Source organism: Paenibacillus urinalis, from assembly GCF_028747985.1.
Classification (GTDB): domain Bacteria; phylum Bacillota; class Bacilli; order Paenibacillales; family Paenibacillaceae; genus Paenibacillus; species Paenibacillus urinalis.
In genome coordinates this window covers 3,320,882-3,338,405 of record NZ_CP118108.1, presented here as the reverse complement: position 1 = coordinate 3,338,405, position 17,524 = coordinate 3,320,882, and the positions used below count along the sequence as shown (strand labels likewise).

Genomic DNA, 17,524 nt, shown 5'->3' with positions numbered 1-17,524 from the left:
ACATTAGATAAGGAAATGAGTGGATCTATTATTGCAACACGAAGAGAAGTTGCTGATTTAGCGGGTGTATCTGAGGCTACGGTTTCCCGAGTACTGAATGGCGTGGGTCCTATTAAAGAAGAGACGCGGATCAGAGTTCTGGATGCTGCCAACCAGCTTGGTTATGTGCCCAGTAATCTCGCGCGCAGCTTTGCCCGCCGCAAGAGCGGGAATATTGGCGTAGTTCTGCCTTATATTCCGAAGGCAAGGCTGTTCTCAAGCTACTATTTCTCTGAAATACTCAGTGGCATGGGAAATACGGTGCGGGAGCAAGGCTACGATCTTCTGGTTCTGTTTCGCAGTGGAGAGGAAACACCGGAGTATGAATCATTTTTCCGGATGCAGAAGGTGGATGCCCTTGTTGTGCTCGGTGCAAAGGATGAGCCGGGAGAACGGGAAGCCCTTCGAAAGCTGCGGGAGTCAGGGCATCCCTTTATTGTGGTCAATCAGCATTTTGACGGGGAGAATTTCCCGGAAGTGGATGTAGATCATGAGGAAGGAAGCCGAATGGCTGTCGAGCACTTAATGGATCAGGGTTATCGCAGTATTGCATTCCTGAACGGACCACTCACGTATTCGAACAGTCTGGATCGTTTCAAGGGTTTTGAGAAAGCGCTTCAGCAGCGGGGGCTTGAACCGGATGACAGACTTCTATTTGAAGGGAATTTTGGCAGACGAAGCGGCTATGCCATAGGTGATGACATTGCGAAGAGGATCGATGAGGTAGATGCCGTCTTTGTAGCCAATGATCGGATGGCTGTTGGTCTGCTTCAGAGGCTGCGGGAATTACTCCCGGATCAAGAGCGTTTTCCCGCAATTGTCGGTTACGATGATTCGGATTCTGCAGACATTTGTGTACCTCCGCTCAGCAGTGTCAGAGTCCCATTTTATGAGATGGGGGAGCTGGCTGCACGACTGATGCTGACGGCATGTGAAGATTCATCCAATGGGGCCGAGGTGTTCAAGGAGCATCCGAGATATTTGTTACAAGCTGAACTAATCGTTCGAGATTCATCCAAAAAACGTACAGGAGGGTAATTTCATGAGTTCTGTTCGCGTAGGTATGATTGGTTATAAATTTATGGGTAAGGCGCACAGCAATGCGTATCGCAGTGTCCCTATGTTCTTCCCCCAAGCCGTGAAACCTGAAATGTCGGTTATTTGCGGCCGTGATCCCAAGGGAGTGAAGGAAGCACAGGAGCAGTTCGGCTGGCAGGAGAGTGTGACCGACTGGAGAGAGCTTGTGACTAGAGAAGATATTGACCTTATCGATATCAATGCGCCAAGTGATGTCCACAAAGAAATTGCCATTGCTGCAGCGCAGGCAGGCAAGCATATTTTCTGCGAAAAGCCGCTTGCCTTGAATCTTAAGGATTCCCGTGAAATGCTGGAAGCGGCCGAAACTGCAGGCATCAAGCATATGATTGGCTTTAACTATCGTTTCTCACCGGCCGTTCAGCTGGCCAAGGATCTTGTGGAGAGCGGCAGACTGGGGAAGATTTATCATTTCAGAGCGAATTTCCTGCAGGACTGGATCTTGGACCCTGAATTCCCGCTCGTCTGGAGACTCCAGAAGGAAATTGCTGGATCTGGTTCACACGGCGATCTGGGAGCGCACTTGATTGATATGGCTCGCTATTTGGTTGGAGAATTTACAGAGGTTATCGGTATGAGCGAGACCTTCATCAAGGAGCGTCCGATTGCATCGGAGATGACAGGACTAACTGCGAAGGGGAATAGCAACACGGAAAAAGGACCTGTAACCGTCGATGATGCGACACTGTTCCTAGCCCGGTTTGAAAGCGGTGCCATCGGCAGCTTTGAGGCAACTCGCTTTGCGGCGGGTCATCGCAGCACCAACTCGTTTGAAATTAATGGCAGCCTGGGCAGCGTAAAGTTTGATTTTGAACGGATGAATGAGCTTGAGGTTTACTTTGTAAATGATGCAGAGGATGTGCAGGGCTTCCGCCGAGTCATGGCGACAGATGGGGTTCACAAGTATGCGGAGGCATGGTGGCCGACAGGGCATCCGATTGGATTTGATCACACCTTCACTCATGAAGTAGTGGAGTTTATGAATGCGATTGAAGAAGACAGACAGCCTGTACCGAATTTCCATGATGGAGTTGCCTGCCAGGCGGTTCTTGAAGCGGTAGAGCGCTCGGTGGAAGAGCGCCGCTGGGTGACACTGTCTGAAATGGCTGAAGACTAATTGTTTAGAAATCTATATGACCAAAGTATAGGTCAAATTTTGTTTTACACGAATCCACGATTTAATCTAATAACGTTTAAGGAGAGTGTATCAGGATGAAAAAAGCACTGATCGTATGGGGCGGCTGGGACGGCCACGAGCCGGAGCAGGTATCAGCATTGTTTAAAGCATGGCTGACGGAGCAAAATTTCGAGGTGGAAGTAGCGAATACACTTGAAGCATATCGTGATGCGGAGAAGCTGAAGGCTCTAGATCTCATTATTCCCTGCTGGACTATGGGTGAGATTGAGAAGGACCTCGCAAGCAACGTTTCAACAGCTGTCATGGAAGGGGTGGGACTTGCAGGACTCCATGGAGGAATGTGTGATGCCTTCCGCACGAATGTTGACTGGCAGTTTATGACGGGTGGCCAGTGGGTAGCACATCCGGGGAATGACGGCGTGGAGTATATGGTAAATATCAAGAACAGCTCCAGTACACTGCTTGCTGGTATTGAAGATTTCCAAGTGAAAAGTGAACAGTATTATCTCCACATCGACCCCGCTGTCGAAGTGCTGGCTACGACAAGATTCCCGATTGTAGAGGGGCCGCATTCTACGAACGGTGCAGTTGATATGCCTGTCGTATGGACGAAGCGCTGGGGACAAGGCAGAGTGTTCTACAACTCGCTTGGCCATCACGCGGATATTGTGGAAATGCCACAGGTCAAAGAAATCATGGTCCGCGGATTCTTGTGGGCTGCAGAGGGCAAGCAAGCAGCAGCGGCTAAGAAAGGTAAGGCGATACAATATACAGGCATGGGCGATAGTCAGATCTAATACGAGACCTTACACAGGTTGAAGGGAGAACAACATTCGATGGATAAAGTGAAGGTGGGTATTATCGGCTGCGGTAAAATCAGCAGCATCTACATGGAGAACTGTAATAAATTCGAATGTCTTGAATTGGTGGCCTGTGCTGACCTTGACCTGTCAAGAGCAGAAGAGCAGGCCAAGACATACGGTATACCAAGAGCGGTCAGCGTTCAGGAGCTGCTGAATGATCCCGAGATTGAGCTGGTTATCAATCTGACGATTCCTGCCGTGCATGCGGATGTTTGTCTGCAGGCAATAGAAGCGGGCAAGCATGTGTATGTCGAGAAGCCTCTGGCGGTTACCCGGGAAGAGGGGGCTGCGGTACTTCAGGCTGCGAAGGAGAAGGGACTGCTCGTTGGTTCTGCACCCGAAACCTTCTTTGGCACAGGCATTCAAACCTCATTGAAAATAATCGAAGAGGGGCTTATCGGCACACCTGTAGCGGCGACCGCTTTTATGATGAGTCGTGGTCATGAATTCTGGCATCCGGACCCTGAATTTTACTATGCCAAAGGGGGAGGCCCGATGTTTGATATGGGGCCCTACTACCTGACTGCACTCATTCAACTGCTGGGTCCGATCTCAAGTATCACAGGGATGACAGGTAAGGCACTTGATGAACGTACGATCAGCAGCGAGAAGAAGTACGGTCAGAAGATCAAGGTAGAAATTCCTACCCATGTCGCAGGTTTGCTTCGGTTTGAGCAAGGCGCAATCGGCACCATTGTAACCAGCTTTGATATTTTTGGAGGAAGCCAGCTCCCTAATATTGAGATTTACGGAACTGAGGGGACACTTCGTGTGCCGGATCCGAATACTTTCGGCGGACCTGTACTGCTGAAGCGCATGGGAGAGCAGGATTGGCAGGAGGTTGAGCTATTGCCAGGCTACGATCAGAACACCCGGGGAATTGGACCGGCAGATATGGCGTATGCCATTCGGAGTGGACGTGAACACCGGGCCAGCGGTGAGCTCGCCTATCATGTCCTTGAAGCCATGTGGGCCTTCCATGACGCATCAGATGACGGTCATCACTACACGATGAAGAGTACTTGTAAGCGCCCGGCATCACTTCCAGCAGATCTTCCACTATATACGCTGGATAACTAGTCATAAATCCGGAATATATATGGATTCGAATGTAAAATAAATAATGACCACAATAGCCGCTTATTTGCGGCTATTTGTGTTTTTCATAATAAAAAAGCGCCGGTGCTTGTAACTCACACCCTGCGCTTTGCAAATAGGAACAAGAATTATATGATGGCTTCATCAGCTAATCAGTTATAGGTTCAAAGCCCTCGGTCAAGGAAAGATTAGAGAATTTTGCATAATTCAACTGTTCAATTTCATTAGCAACATCATTACTGTCAACCGCAAAGCCGACATAGACGGAGTCCGGCATGGCAACAGTCTTTTCTCCGATATTGCTCCAGTCAGCTCCGTTCGTAGAACCATAAGCATAGAAAGTGTCGCCCTTACGGCCAAGCTTGAGCCAGTATCCCTGTGAGGCACCGTTGACTTTGAAAGGAATGTCGGCTAACAACTGGATTCCGGCAGATTCAGCTGCCACTGGACTATCCAGCGTCTCAGTCAGCTCATCAAATGGGGCTCCCGCCTGATTTCTACCGGCGAGATAAGCTGACCAGCTGGTGTCCTTCGACAGCTTCACCCAAGATAGACCAAGTACGGCCGCCGGGCTGTCCAAACGGAGATCCTCACGAATCATCAGTCCAGTAAAAGCGTGGTTATCGATTGAGCCGATGTCTTCCAGTTTTGCGGTAAGCTCCATATCGCCACTCATCTTCTTGTATACAAAATGGAAATCATCCTTCGCAGCGTCTCGCTCAGGTGACCGTTCACTGCTGCCTTCGCTTTTGCCAAGTTTACCGTTCCCTTTTACCGTCAGAATCCCATCGGATATACTGCCCAAGCCTCTGAGATCTGGTGAACCGATGTCCTTCGAAGACCAGCCGGCTTGAGCAAGCGTATGATCGCTCGTGTTCACATGAATGCTGGCAGCTGTCGTTTGTGTCTCATGACCCTCTGAATCGGTCACTCGGGCAGAGATAAAGTAAGAAGCATCCTTCAGCCCCTTGATGGTGTATTGATACGTATTTCCTCTCTTCACAGCGTCTCCAAGATACTCAGAACCGTTATATATTGCAACTTTCTTGATTTTGTGCTTGAACTTGGAGGCAGCATTGACTCTAACCTGAATGGGTTCTCCGAGCTTAAATTGATCATTATTAGAAGGGGATTGGAGCTTCGCTTCAGGGTTCTCAGCAACATGCTCCATATCGACCAGACTGTTTATATATAGCTCAAGCCAAGTGTAGCCAGAACGAGTAACGGTCTTATATGCATCCTCAACATCCCAGATCTTGTTCTTCTTCTCCCACTTGTCTTCAATCCCGTTAAGGTTGGAATCATACCCATCCGAATGCTGATCTTCGATTACACCGAAGCTGCTGATATATCCACCAACCTCGTGCTCCGTATTGATATATCTTCCGAGACCTTGCTCTACTTCGGCTACAATCCGAGCATCGATGGCATCTCGGCGGGGATACGTTGCACCGGCCTGACGAAGAATGGTATTCAGCAAATGCCCATTGGCATCGACTACGCCTTGGAGGACATGCTGGTCGAAGCTCTTGTTCGTTACGCCGTGATTAACCCCTGTGCTGTCCGCGGATAAATAAGGCTCGGCTGCAAATGTCGTTAACTGATCACCGCTTGAATCACCGGAGCTCTTTACATAAGCCGAAGAACCATCCAGCCAGCCGGTGAGCTTACCGTTGATTCGGTTACCTGAAATATAGAATCCGCCAAGCTTGCCGGACTCTCCAGCATCAATGACACGATGGGTTACATTATCCCTGGTGCCGGGCCCTGCAATTTCAATATTGTTCATAAAATTCGTGAAATTGAAGCCGCCACCATATGTGCCGTTAAAGCCCCAATTGTAAATTACATTGTTAGCAAATTGGACAACGGCCACATGATCCTTATCTGCTTTGCCTGCATATCCACCCCCGAGTCTGGGGTTTCTGGACGTATGACTCGTGTAAAGATTATGATGGAATGTCGTTTTGTCACCGCCGGCAATACCGCCATAGCCATGTCTACCCTTGGAATGTCCAGATAGCGTCAGACTTTCGGAGATGATCGACCACTGAACGGTCCCATTCTCACCTCGGTATAACGATAAGGTCTCATCAGTGTTCCAGCTGAAGGAGCAATGGTCAATTATAAATTGGTTATTGTCTCTGCCCCAGAGTGCATCCATGGAATCACTGCCATTCAATACGTTGCTAGCACCGGGCCTAAAGGATAGGTAACGAATGATGATGTTTTCTGAATTGCTGATATTTGTATCCCAGCCCGCAATCGTTATACCATTACCAGGGGCAGTTTGACCTGCAATCGTCAAATTTTTAATATTGTTTAAGCGCAAGGAGCTCTCAAGCTCAATCGTACCGGAAACATGAAAGACGATGGTGCGTCCTTCTTGCGGCGTGGATAAGATACCGTACCGCAGCGAGCCTTCAATCGGTTCCTCATTTTCCTTATAATCTTCTAGGTTAGTTACGATGTATACATCTCCACCCCGGCCGCCTGTTGCATAAGCACCGCCGCCTTCCGCACCCGGAAATGCAAGAACAGAGGCATCAGGAACAGGTTTCTTAGTGGCCTCAAGAGCCATGGCAGCAGTAGGGGCTTGGACACTCATAATTGAAAGCGCTACCGAAAAACTCAAGCCGATAGACATTAATCCTTTGAATCGCTTATGATTCGATTTCATTTGCAATTTGTCTCCCTCCGGTTCAATTTTATAAGTCAAAAGCTTCCGTATGTGAATTCACTCCTCCTTATCGATCTTCCTTACATCTATATACTTTAAGACTTTTGGAAAATATTTACCTGCCACAATTTTGCGCTTTCGTGCCAAAAATTGATCTTTTCTCTTGTGCGCAGGTGCAAATACATATTATGTTTTGGTTAGTGTGAGATGCAGAATTTGCAGGTGCTTCTATACTGTGTTGGAGGGATCGATTATGAAGATTAAATATCAGCAGCGTGACCAGCAGTTCCATGCATTCATATCCAGGAATAACACGTATCCTCTTCATTTGCACAAGAACGTTGAGATCGCCATGCTTCTCTCGGGAAGCATTCAAGCGAATATTAACCGTGATACGTATTTGCTCACGACAGGAGATATGCTCCTGATTTTTCCTAATCAGCCTCACAGCTATAAGACCATTGAGCACAGCGAAATGATGCTCATCTTCTTCGATGCTTCTTTTCCTGGGGATTATACGGGAGATCTGCTTCACTATGCTCCGAGTCGTCCTTTGATTACCGAGAATGAATTACTGACTCAAGTGATGTGGACGCTATACCATCTCTATAAAGAACAGGGCGAGCAGCGGCTGCTAAAGGCCTATACCTCAGTCATTCTAGGACATGCAATGCCGTTACTTTCCTTGCGGAGAGTGGAATATTTGAAGGAGGTTGACGAGGTTCAGAAAATTTTAGCTTATATCGATCGTCACTTTTTGGAACCCCTTACATTGGATGTGTTAGAGCAAGAGCTTGCCATTAATAAATATCTTATTTCCCGAATCTTCTCAGAACAGTTTCATGTCTCCTTCCGTGATTATATCAATGGTTTGCGTGCGGCTTTTGCCCATATGCTGCTAAGATCGACGACGGATGCCGTAACCGATATCGCTTTTGATTCAGGGTTTAACAGCCTGCGTTCATTTTACCGCGTCTTCAAAAAGGAGTATGGGGTCACTCCGAATGAATATCGGCGTCAGACATATATGTGAGGTATATCACATAGGATCGGATCAAATTAGATTAGAATAAAATGGAAAGTGAAGTGAAGTTACGGAATCAATAAGTAACGATTTAAGTAACTTTTCAAGTTAACTTTTGCAAGAAGATCAATTGAACTCTTGAAATTCTTATAAAACCTAGTATAATACTTGGTAAAAGAGAGTAAAGGAGACACTGGATCAATCATGACAATACAACGCATGACCAATTCATTACAAATAGATGATTATTTGGATCTCCTGAATTATGCGATCCGAATGAATGACACAGAATGGCAGCAAGAAATCATCAATTCGATGAAGAATTATACAGAGGAAGAGACGAACAAGGATACACCGGTATTGCGAAATGAATTATGGATGCAATTTGATGCGTTGAACGACGAGCTGTTGTCCTTATTCAGGCAGTTAAATCTGGAGAAGGATGAAGCGGAGAAAGCCAAAGTAACCGAACGGATATGGGAATTGAAACATGAACGGGTTATGATCTCCCAGAAGCTGGAGTCTATTGTGAATAGGAAGCATCACCCTTCTAAATAATAGAGAAGAGATAGATTGTGTATAGAACCGGATTGCATTTGCGATCCGGTTATTTATATGTGATATGATAGTGAATGTAACGTGAATACCAAATGAATTACATATAATACCATTAATTATGATGTATACTTGCATTTTTTGTGTATCATGCCCAGTTTGTCTTCGCTAAATAAGCATTCCTCCAAAATTATGTTAGATAAATTGACGTCAAATATTGCCCGGCATATAGTTATAAAAAAAGTACAGGATGGATATGGGGGCGTTATGATGGAGGCTGCACAAACGATAGAGCGGAAGCCTTTTTACAAAGGTTTGTTTTTTCAAATTATGGTGGCCATTGCACTCGGAATTGCTGTGGGTTATTTCTGGCCTTCCTTCGGCATAGCACTCAAGCCACTCGGTGACGGATTTATCAAATTAATTAAGATGATCATATCACCGCTTGTCTTCGTCGTTGTTGTGCTAGGCATAGCAAAGGTAGGTAACATCAAAACTGTTGGCAGAATCGGCGGAAAGGCTTTGATCTATTTTGAAGTGGTTACCACCATTGCGCTGATCGTCGGTCTAGTAGCTGCTAATGTCATGAAGCCAGGACAAGGAATGAATGTGGATCCTGCCAGCTTGTCCGTTGACGAGGTTGGACAGGCCACGAAAAATTCTGAGCTGCCAACAGGGACCGAGTTTATCATGAACATCATTCCAGAGAGTGTCGTGTCCGCATTCGCATCGAATGCTATGCTGCAAGTACTGCTTGTCTCTTGTTTATTCGGTTTCGCACTCGTTCGAATCGGAGGCCGGACATCCGAATTTTTGATTGATCTGCTGGATCATGTCAGCAAAGTTATTTTTCAAATTATGGGCTTCATCATGAAGCTGACCGTCATTGCGACTTTTGGAGCGATGGCTTATGCGGTAAGTCAATATGGAATGCAGACCCTGCTCGCTTTCGGCAAGCTGTTCCTGGCCATGGCCGTTGCCTGCCTCATTTTTCTGCTTGTTCTTGAAGTCATTATGCGGATCTTTGTCGGCATTGGTTTGTGGGGTGCGATTAAACTAATTCGAGAGGAAATTATTTTCTCGTTTGCTACCGGTTCAACAGAAGCGGTTATGCCGCAGCTGATGACGAAGCTGGAGAAAGCAGGCTGTGATCGATCCGTCGTAGGATTGGTGGTGCCAACAGGCTACTCCTTTAACCTTGACGGGGCCTCGATTTATCTGTCACTCGCACTTGTATTCTTGGCTCAAGCGACAGGAACAGATCTCGGCTTGTACGAACAGCTGGTGCTCCTTGCTGTGCTGCTGCTTACATCCAAAGGGATGGCAGGTATACCGGGTTCTGCGTTTGTTGCCTTGTCTGCAACGGCGGCAAGCACAGGCTTCATTCCCATCGCAGCTGTTGCACTGATGCTGGCTCCAGACCGAATTATGGGGAATTTCCGTACGACAATTAACTTGATTGGTTATGCCGTAGCAACGTTCGTCGTTGCGAGATGGGAAGGACTTCTAGATAAAGAACAGGCTGTACAGGTGATGAAATCTGGATTGATTACAGAAGAAGTGGTATCTCCTGCACCGACTGTCTCTGATTTACCTGCAGCTAGAAAACTAGAAGTAGAGTAATCGTGCTGAAATGAAATAGAAGCCGCTGACCCCGATAAACCGCTGAAAAGGAATGATTTATTCCTTTCAGCGGTTTTTTTATACAATACATACTCTTGATTGAAGCAGTTAAAGGTAAGATACAAAGAATTTTTGGATTTAACTACGACAGGTATTGTCATATTTCACATTTACAATAAGAAAGAAGGACAGCAGAAGTTTGCGATTTATAAGAAAAAGAATACCAGAGGAGTGAAAGAATAAGTGACAGCCTTAAAAGGTCAAGTTGCAGTTGTAGCAGGTGCCACCCGCGGAGCAGGAAGGGCGATTGCCGTTCAGCTGGGAGCGAGCGGAGCCGTTGTTTATTGTACGGGAAGGAGTACTCGACAGGATAAATCGGATATGAACCGAGCAGAAACGATTGAAGAAACGGCAGAGCTGGTGACAGAGGCTGGAGGAATCGGAATTGCGGTACAGGTCGACCACACAGATCCAGAGCAGGTAGAGCGGTTGTTTGCGCGTGTTGCCCAGGAAAGAGAAGGCAGGCTGGATATACTCGTAAATGATGTGTGGGGAGGTGATCCGCTTACAGACTGGTCCAAACCGTTCTGGGAGCACTCGCTGGAGGATGGATTAACGATGCAGAAGCGGGCAGTCCATTCGCACATGATCACCAGCAAATTTGGAGCACCGCTTATGGTGGCAAGGAAGCAAGGGTTGATTATTGAAATAACGGACGGTGTTGATGATAGATACCGAGGTAATCTTTACTATAGCTTGGCAAAAGTGTCTGTTATTCATTTAGCAAAGGCCATGGCTGAGGAACTGAAGCCGCACAACGTTACAGCACTGGCACTCACCCCGGGCTTCTTACGTTCAGAAGCCATGCTGGATTACTTCGGCGTGACGGAAGACAACTGGAGAGATGCTGTACGTACGGAGCCTCATTTCATTGCTTCGGAAACACCTGATTATGTAGGCAAGGCGGCCGCATGTCTCGCAGCAGATCCCAAGGTGCATGAGAAGAGCGGGCTTGCACTCAGCTCATGGGGATTGTCCGATGAGTATGGATTTACAGACAGGGATGGTAGCCGGCCTCACTGGGGCAGATATGCAATAGAAAAAGGACTGTAACGATATATTCTGATTAAGCAGCTGATAGAGAAATAATAAAAAGCAAACAAAAACAAAGCTCCTGCCTTTCCTGGAGCTTTGTTTTGTTTGTTCATTTTTAACTCACTGCATATGTGTTAATTCTCGATCCACAGCGCCAAAGTGGTTGCCGGTTCCCATCCGGTCAAAGCCGTATGAGCCTGGCGGCATTTGTACACTACGCCGTTGTAAGTTACAAGATCATTCACTTTATACGCGGTTCCTGGTGTCCACGCAGGTGCTGTCGTTGAAGGCGGCGCCGAAGTGGAAATGGTTAGTGTATTGCTCGCAGGAGAGACGTTGCCTGCCGCATCCTTGGCTTTTACTGTAAAGGAATAGCTCGTATTGGCAGTAAGACCCGTTACATTATATTCCAAGGTAGTACCGGATACCGTAGCGACCAGTGTGGAGCCTCTGTAGATTTCATATCCTGTTACGGCTGTATTATCTGTTGCTGCTGACCACATTAGGGATACGGAGCTCGCCGTTACACCCATCGAATGCAGCCCGCTTGGAGCTGTTGGGGCAGAAGTATCGGGTGTACCCGCGCCGGAGGTTGTAATGCTTAACGCGTTGCTCGCTGCAGATACATTGCCCGCCGCATCCTTCGCTTTAACTGTGAAGGAATAGCTTGTATTGGCTGTAAGACCTGTAGCATTGTAAGTCAGGGTTGAACCCGATACGGTAGCGACCAATGTAGAGCCTCTGTAGATTTCATACCCAGTGACACCTACATTGTCTGTCGCTGCTGACCACATCAGGGAAACGGAGTTAGCAGTAACACCCATGGAGTGCAGTCCGCTTGGCGCTGTTGGGGCTGTCGTATCGCCAGGGTTTCCTCCGCTGCCACCAGATAAATTGACATCAATCGTGTTGTAAAATGCATTCCCTGTATCTGCAACTTCCCACACGGCAAGAATAAGATGGTAGCCGCTGCGGTCAGCAGGAATGTTGCAAGTATGTGTTACGGTATAGTCCGGTCTTTTACCGCCGTCATTGATGGAACAGAACAATTCAATATCGGAGCGAGCAAGTGCTTTGCTCTGATCCCAGCCTGGTTTCGTAATGTAATATTTCCATTCCTTTGTCGCATGAGCAGCTGTAAGCGTCCAAGTAAATGTGTTTGAACCTGTGTTCATGTTGACCTTATTCCAGCGAGTAGGAGACTGTTCATTCATCTGCGGGAAGATTCCAGCTCCTGAGATCTGTCCGTCGGCAGGTCCTCCTGTCGGGAAATTACCCTTCGCCTCTAAGGATTGGGGCTCATACTGTACATTTCCGCAATTTGTGTTCTGACCCAGCTTACATTGATATGCACGGCTTTGTGGAGCACTTATGTAACCATGAGCCGAGGCAATCTCTGCAATGATCAAGCATGTGATGAATGCGAATACGATTCCAAGCAACAATCGAAAGTGGAACTTCTTTTTGCTTTGGACCAACACATTTTCCATTTACTACATTCCTCCTCAACATTTTTGGACTGGCGAATTCTGTTTATCGCCTCCTAATTCTAATTTTAAAGATTCCAGATGAGTTGGTAAGGGTAAATAGTTTTAAAACATGGGATAAAAATATAAGAAACATCACAGTGATGACCGATTTATTAACATTTTATGTAATTAAAATTGGTTAAAAAGTACGTTGTCAACAGAATATATGGAGTAGTGATTGGCTTGTACAAAATTCTGACGGTGGGGAAATACTCTATTTACAGGCATATACGCAAAAATAGGAGGAAAATTGGATGAACGATATGTTAAACTCACGTATTTCTATAATAGGACTTGGGACTGCGCTCCCAACTCACTCATTGTCGCAGACAGATGCAGCCAAGTTGATGGAATCAACACTCGGGGAGAAGCCAGAGCTGGCTCGTTTCGCGAGAAGAATATTTAGATCCTGCGGTGTTGAGATGAGATATACGTGTGAACCCAGCTTTACAGGGAACCCGGAGGACTGTGAGTATCTGCCTTCCAATCCAGATCACGAGGTTCCATCTACGGAAGAGCGCATGAATACATATAAAAAAGAAGCGGTACCGCTTGGGATCCAGGCGGCGGAAAGAGCACTCAAAGATTCGAATACGGCACCTGAGGCAATTACGCATTTGGTTACCGTCAGTTGTACAGGTCAATTCTTGCCAGGGCTGGATGTGCTGCTGATCAAGCATTTGGGCTTGTCCCCACGAACGACGCGTATTCCACTGATCTTCCAAGGGTGTGCGGCAGGACTGAGAGCCATTCAAGCTGCAAGGGACGTAGTGCAGGGTTCACCAGATGCTAAAGTGCTCGTTGTGTGTGTGGAGCTGTGTACACTTCATTTTCAACCGGTGATGGAACGGGAAGCGCTGTTCGCCGCTTCATTCTTCGGAGATGGAGCTTCGTCATGTGTTGTGAGCATGGCTGAAGAGCAGCATCAGCATTACTATCAGCTGGGTAAGGGCTACTCAGTTCTATTGCCGGATTGTGCCGAGGATATGACTTGGGATGTGGGGAACACGGGCTTTGATCTGTATCTGTCTCCGCGAATTCCCAAGCTGCTCGGAACCCATCTGGCTGAAGAAATGGATTATCTGCTCGAAGGTGCACCTCAGCCTGAATTATATGCCATTCATCCGGGTGGGCGAGGCATTGTAGATTCGGTTCAGGAAGTCCTTGGACTTCGTGACGATCAGACCAAATACAGCCGGGACATCCTGAAAAATTACGGCAACCTGTCTTCTGTGACCATCATGTTTGTGCTGGATGCGATGCGCAGCGAGCTGAGATCTCAGCAGCGTGAGACAGCAGAAGGAGTGGCGATGGCTTTTGGCCCCGGGTTAACGGCAGAGCTTATGAGATTCTCCTATGTTCCTTCATACCGTTCTTCATCCGTAGAGGCAGATCATGTCTATCTTTAGGAAGCTGGATCGAAGAGCAAAGGAAGAGGAATTAATGGATGATTTCTCCTTGGGCGGAGCGGAGCTGACCGAAGCGCTTAAGCATTTAAGGAGATTAAATAAAATTTTTGCAGCTCCGGGCCCAACGAAATATGGAGTTGAGAAGCTGTGGAAGGAGATGGGCAGGCCGAATTCCTTGTCCATTCTAGATGTAGGTGCAGGGTCGGGTGACGTGAACCGCAAGCTGCTTCGCTGGGCAGATGAACGGGGTATCCAGCTGAGTATCACGCTTGTTGATATGACAGCAGAAGCATGTGATGAAGCAAGGGCTCTATTCAAGGGAGAGAACAGAGTAACTGTGCTGCAGGCTGATGTATGTGACCTGCCGGATGCATCAGCTGATATCGTCACAGGCTCCCAGTTCGTACATCATTTTGACGGTGAGAAGCTCGTTGAGATCGTATCCCATATGCTGCGTGCGTCGAGATACGGGGTTGTCATTAATGATATTCATAGGCATACCGTTTCCTATACGGCCGTATGGATCACAACAAGGATTATCTCGAGAAATCGTTATATACGGCATGATGGACCGCTATCTGTCGCAAAAGGGTTTAAAGGCTCGGACTGGAAGGAGCTGCAAACACGGCTTAATCATCAATCCATGACTTATAACTGGAAGCCTTTGTTCCGATATGCCGTAATTATCCCGAGACAGTAAAGGAGCCGCAAATAGAAGAAGGGAAGGTGAGGCATGTGGACAATCAGAGTGAATTACACATGGAGCAACAAGTGGATGTCATTGTCATAGGAGCAGGAATCGCGGGAAGTGCATGTGCTGTGCAGCTTGCAGGTATGGGCCATGACACAGTCTTGTTAGACCGCAAAGCATTTCCTAGACATAAAACATGCGGGGAGTTCATGTCACCGGAGACTTTAGAGATGCTGGCTTATGTGGGTGTTGATCCGTTTGCTTTTCAAGTGGAGCCCAGCGTGATGAACAGTGCAAAGATCATCATGCCAAATGGAGGCGAGATCGATTCAGCTCTTCCAGGCCAAGCCTGGGGAATCAGCCGATATGAGCTGGATATGATGCTGCATCAACAAGCCGTCGAAGCAGGTGCAAGCATCGTATCTAAAGCGATGGTGCTGGATATTGTTCAGCTTGATGATCACAGCTATCGTGTATCCGTACGGCAAGGGAAGGAGGTCGTCCATTATCATGCCAAGTCCGTTATTGGCGCCTATGGAACTCCTAGACCCAAGTTTGTCCAAGGGGTGGATATCGATGCCCCACTAGATTCGGAGGTTTATGTCGGGGTAAAATCCCATTATACTGGCATCAAGACAGAGCCCCGAGTGGAGCTGTATTTCTGTGAAGGCGGCTATGTTGGGATATCTCCAATTGAAGGAGGAGAGATAGCCAATGTTGCTGCACTGCTTCCGTTGAAGACGGTTCAGCGTATAGGGAAGTCGGTATCCGAAATATTACAGGCGGCAGCACAGGATAATGAGAAGCTGTTCGCCAGACTGAACGAAGGAGCCCCTGCCCCAGGAACGCAGGTATCTATTGCTCCGGTCAGATTATCTACGGTTCCCGAGCCGTGGTCGATCTTCCCCCATATTGGAGATGCCCTAATGGTGATCCCTCCTTTGTGTGGTGACGGGATGTCTGTTGCCTTAAGATCCTCTATGATCTGCTCGGCTGTAACCGATCAATATTTAAAATCAGAGATTACTTATGAAGAGTGGCAGAGCGAGTATACTTTGGAGGCAAACCACCATTTTGGCAAGCTGCTGAAACGGGCTAACCGTATTCAGAAGCTGGCTTTTGCCAAGACCAATCGTCTCTATCCCGGAGCCGCAAAATTGTTCCCAAGCCTGGCTTCTTATCTCGTGAAAGCGACACGTTTGTCCGAAATGGGGATTCATCGTTAAATTAAATCTTCAAAAGCTGAGCCCAGTTTTATTAATAAGCTGGGTTTTTTAATGGTGTTTTATGAGTTAGATCGGTAAGTTCAGGAATCAGATTCATTCTTCGAAGTTAAATATTATATTCAGAAAAAAACATGATATGAAAAATTCACAAAAGATCATATTCCTTCATTATACCACCATACCTGAATCCATTTTATAATACCTTTAGCTGCTTCAATCAGGTTATAAATTTAATTATGGCAGTAATATGGTAGTTGGAGTGGTAAAGAAGGGCTAATCCATGAATTATTTCTCGGGTAATCGCACGATTCTGTATTTTTCGACATGGAATTATTAATAACTCAACTATTTAATTAAATGAGAATAACTGGTATTATAATTAATATTAAATGTGCCATGATATTTCAAAAATAACTTTTGCTGCTTGAATAAGAGTTGATGTAGATGAGAGAAAAAAGGAGTGGATTAAATGGATATTCAAATCAACAAAGATCTTATTGAAGATGATCGAGGCAATATTTACCTAGTCGTCGATAAGAGTAATGACACCCTGGTGCTGGTTAATGCTTTTGTCAATGCATCATTTAAGCATCGGATCATGTTTGATACAGCATTTAAGGACCAGTTCAAAGATTACGAGGGACAATACATAGGCAAACCAGCCATGGATGAGGTAAGACATGATTATGTGTTCGCACTGCGTGAATGGGATGGGAAATTATTTTCCCTTAGCGAAGTGGAGAGCAACTATTCATTACAGTTCATTAAGATGATTGAGTATTACAAGCATCCGGGGACGTTATAAGTGAGAGGAACGATGATGATGTATTTTTGGAAAAAACATAAGAGTAAACTAATCATAGGATTGCTATCGATGCTGCTCGTTTCAAGTGTAGTGCTGAATATTCATCTAATGAATTATAAGGATGCCCAAAGGGAAACCAACGAGAGCTTATGGAATGAAGCGGTTGGCAGGGGGTTCACTCTGCCGATAGAGGATATTGCCTATTTGACAGAGAAGCTTAAGACAAATGAATTTGTAGAGACTGATCAGGTGGTGAATCGACTTGATGAGGCAGCGCGCAGTCTGGAACTGGGCAGCATGTCGCTGCAGAAGATGGAGCCTTACTTTAGGCAGCAAGACAGTGCATCCACCCGTGTGATGGCAAATCTCTTGCAGGACTATCACCAATATGTTGAGAGTGATCTCTTGCAGCCATTGCAATCGACAAATCACCTGCGTCATAAATCACATCAGCTGCTTCTGAAGGATTTGAATCGCCTGCAGGAGGATCTGGTATATCTCAAGAGCGTGATGAGCAAGCAGTCGATTACAAACGATAAGCCGACAGAGATCCAGCAGACATGGAAGCAGGCCATCCAGAAGATGGTTGAGCAGAATCCGGATCATGCCTTTCATCAGGGGATAAGAGAGAAGTATGACTGGATCTAAGTCATT

At 46.6% G+C, this 17,524-nt stretch carries 15 protein-coding genes; 13 read left to right on the top strand and 2 right to left on the bottom strand.

Annotated features, from left to right (window positions below; genetic code table 11):
• The first annotated feature begins 15 nt into the window (after window positions 1-15).
• The 4 genes from PUW25_RS15480 to PUW25_RS15465 all read left to right on the top strand — a co-directional run bounded on the left by PUW25_RS15480 (window position 16) and on the right by PUW25_RS15465 (window position 4,215).
• On the top strand, window positions 16-1,077 hold the full coding sequence (locus PUW25_RS15480) for a LacI family DNA-binding transcriptional regulator (protein WP_205053775.1): 1,062 nt from the start codon (window positions 16-18) through the stop codon (window positions 1,075-1,077).
• A 4-nt stretch (window positions 1,078-1,081) separates the two neighbouring features.
• On the top strand, window positions 1,082-2,251 hold the full coding sequence (locus PUW25_RS15475; protein WP_047910519.1) for a Gfo/Idh/MocA family protein: 1,170 nt from the start codon (window positions 1,082-1,084) through the stop codon (window positions 2,249-2,251).
• Window positions 2,252-2,346: 95 nt separating this feature from the next.
• Window positions 2,347-3,069, top strand: a complete 723-nt coding sequence (locus tag PUW25_RS15470) for a ThuA domain-containing protein (RefSeq protein WP_205052864.1) — start codon at window positions 2,347-2,349, stop codon at window positions 3,067-3,069.
• 39 nt (window positions 3,070-3,108) lie between these two features.
• Window positions 3,109-4,215 carry a Gfo/Idh/MocA family protein gene (locus PUW25_RS15465; RefSeq protein WP_205052865.1) on the top strand — a complete coding sequence of 369 codons (1,107 nt, stop codon included), beginning with the start codon at window positions 3,109-3,111 and terminating at the stop codon, window positions 4,213-4,215.
• Window positions 4,216-4,381: 166 nt separating this feature from the next.
• Here PUW25_RS15465 and PUW25_RS15460 read toward each other — a convergent pair whose 3' ends face one another.
• Entirely contained in the window at window positions 4,382-6,913 is a 2,532-nt protein-coding gene (locus PUW25_RS15460; RefSeq protein WP_274337277.1) for a pectate lyase family protein, read from the bottom strand.
• A 253-nt stretch (window positions 6,914-7,166) separates the two neighbouring features.
• Between PUW25_RS15460 and PUW25_RS15455 the strand changes: the two genes are divergently transcribed.
• The 4 genes from PUW25_RS15455 to PUW25_RS15440 all read left to right on the top strand — a co-directional run bounded on the left by PUW25_RS15455 (window position 7,167) and on the right by PUW25_RS15440 (window position 11,228).
• Entirely contained in the window at window positions 7,167-7,946 is a 780-nt protein-coding gene (locus tag PUW25_RS15455; RefSeq protein WP_274337276.1) for an AraC family transcriptional regulator, read from the top strand.
• Window positions 7,947-8,141: 195 nt separating this feature from the next.
• Complete coding sequence (locus PUW25_RS15450) at window positions 8,142-8,495, top strand: hypothetical protein (RefSeq protein ID WP_047910515.1); 354 nt, start codon at window positions 8,142-8,144, stop codon at window positions 8,493-8,495.
• Window positions 8,496-8,762: 267 nt separating this feature from the next.
• The gene (locus PUW25_RS15445; protein ID WP_274338418.1) at window positions 8,763-10,115 is read left to right on the top strand and encodes a cation:dicarboxylate symporter family transporter; all 1,353 of its coding nucleotides are present in this window, start codon (window positions 8,763-8,765) and stop codon (window positions 10,113-10,115) included.
• A 243-nt stretch (window positions 10,116-10,358) separates the two neighbouring features.
• A complete protein-coding gene (locus PUW25_RS15440) occupies window positions 10,359-11,228 on the top strand; it encodes an SDR family oxidoreductase (RefSeq protein ID WP_047910514.1) in 870 nt (289 codons plus the stop codon).
• A gap of 116 nt (window positions 11,229-11,344) precedes the next feature.
• Here PUW25_RS15440 and PUW25_RS15435 read toward each other — a convergent pair whose 3' ends face one another.
• The gene (locus PUW25_RS15435) at window positions 11,345-12,700 is read right to left on the bottom strand and encodes a lytic polysaccharide monooxygenase (protein ID WP_047910513.1); all 1,356 of its coding nucleotides are present in this window, start codon (window positions 12,698-12,700) and stop codon (window positions 11,345-11,347) included.
• 293 nt (window positions 12,701-12,993) lie between these two features.
• Here PUW25_RS15435 and PUW25_RS15430 point away from each other — a divergent pair, with 293 nt between their 5' ends.
• The 5 genes from PUW25_RS15430 to PUW25_RS15410 all read left to right on the top strand — a co-directional run bounded on the left by PUW25_RS15430 (window position 12,994) and on the right by PUW25_RS15410 (window position 17,518).
• Window positions 12,994-14,148 (top strand): type III polyketide synthase, encoded by a 1,155-nt coding sequence (locus PUW25_RS15430; protein ID WP_047910512.1) that lies wholly within the window; start codon window positions 12,994-12,996, stop codon window positions 14,146-14,148.
• On the top strand, window positions 14,135-14,848 hold the full coding sequence (locus PUW25_RS15425; RefSeq protein ID WP_047910511.1) for a methyltransferase domain-containing protein: 714 nt from the start codon (window positions 14,135-14,137) through the stop codon (window positions 14,846-14,848). Before PUW25_RS15430 ends, PUW25_RS15425 begins: the two co-directional genes overlap by 14 nt.
• Before the next feature lie 35 nt (window positions 14,849-14,883).
• The gene (locus PUW25_RS15420; RefSeq protein ID WP_238546291.1) at window positions 14,884-16,065 is read left to right on the top strand and encodes an NAD(P)/FAD-dependent oxidoreductase; all 1,182 of its coding nucleotides are present in this window, start codon (window positions 14,884-14,886) and stop codon (window positions 16,063-16,065) included.
• 469 nt (window positions 16,066-16,534) lie between these two features.
• Complete coding sequence (locus PUW25_RS15415; RefSeq protein ID WP_047910510.1) at window positions 16,535-16,870, top strand: hypothetical protein; 336 nt, start codon at window positions 16,535-16,537, stop codon at window positions 16,868-16,870.
• Window positions 16,871-16,939: 69 nt separating this feature from the next.
• Window positions 16,940-17,518 (top strand): hypothetical protein, encoded by a 579-nt coding sequence (locus PUW25_RS15410; protein WP_152557652.1) that lies wholly within the window; start codon window positions 16,940-16,942, stop codon window positions 17,516-17,518.
• The last annotated feature ends 6 nt before the right edge of the window (window positions 17,519-17,524 follow it).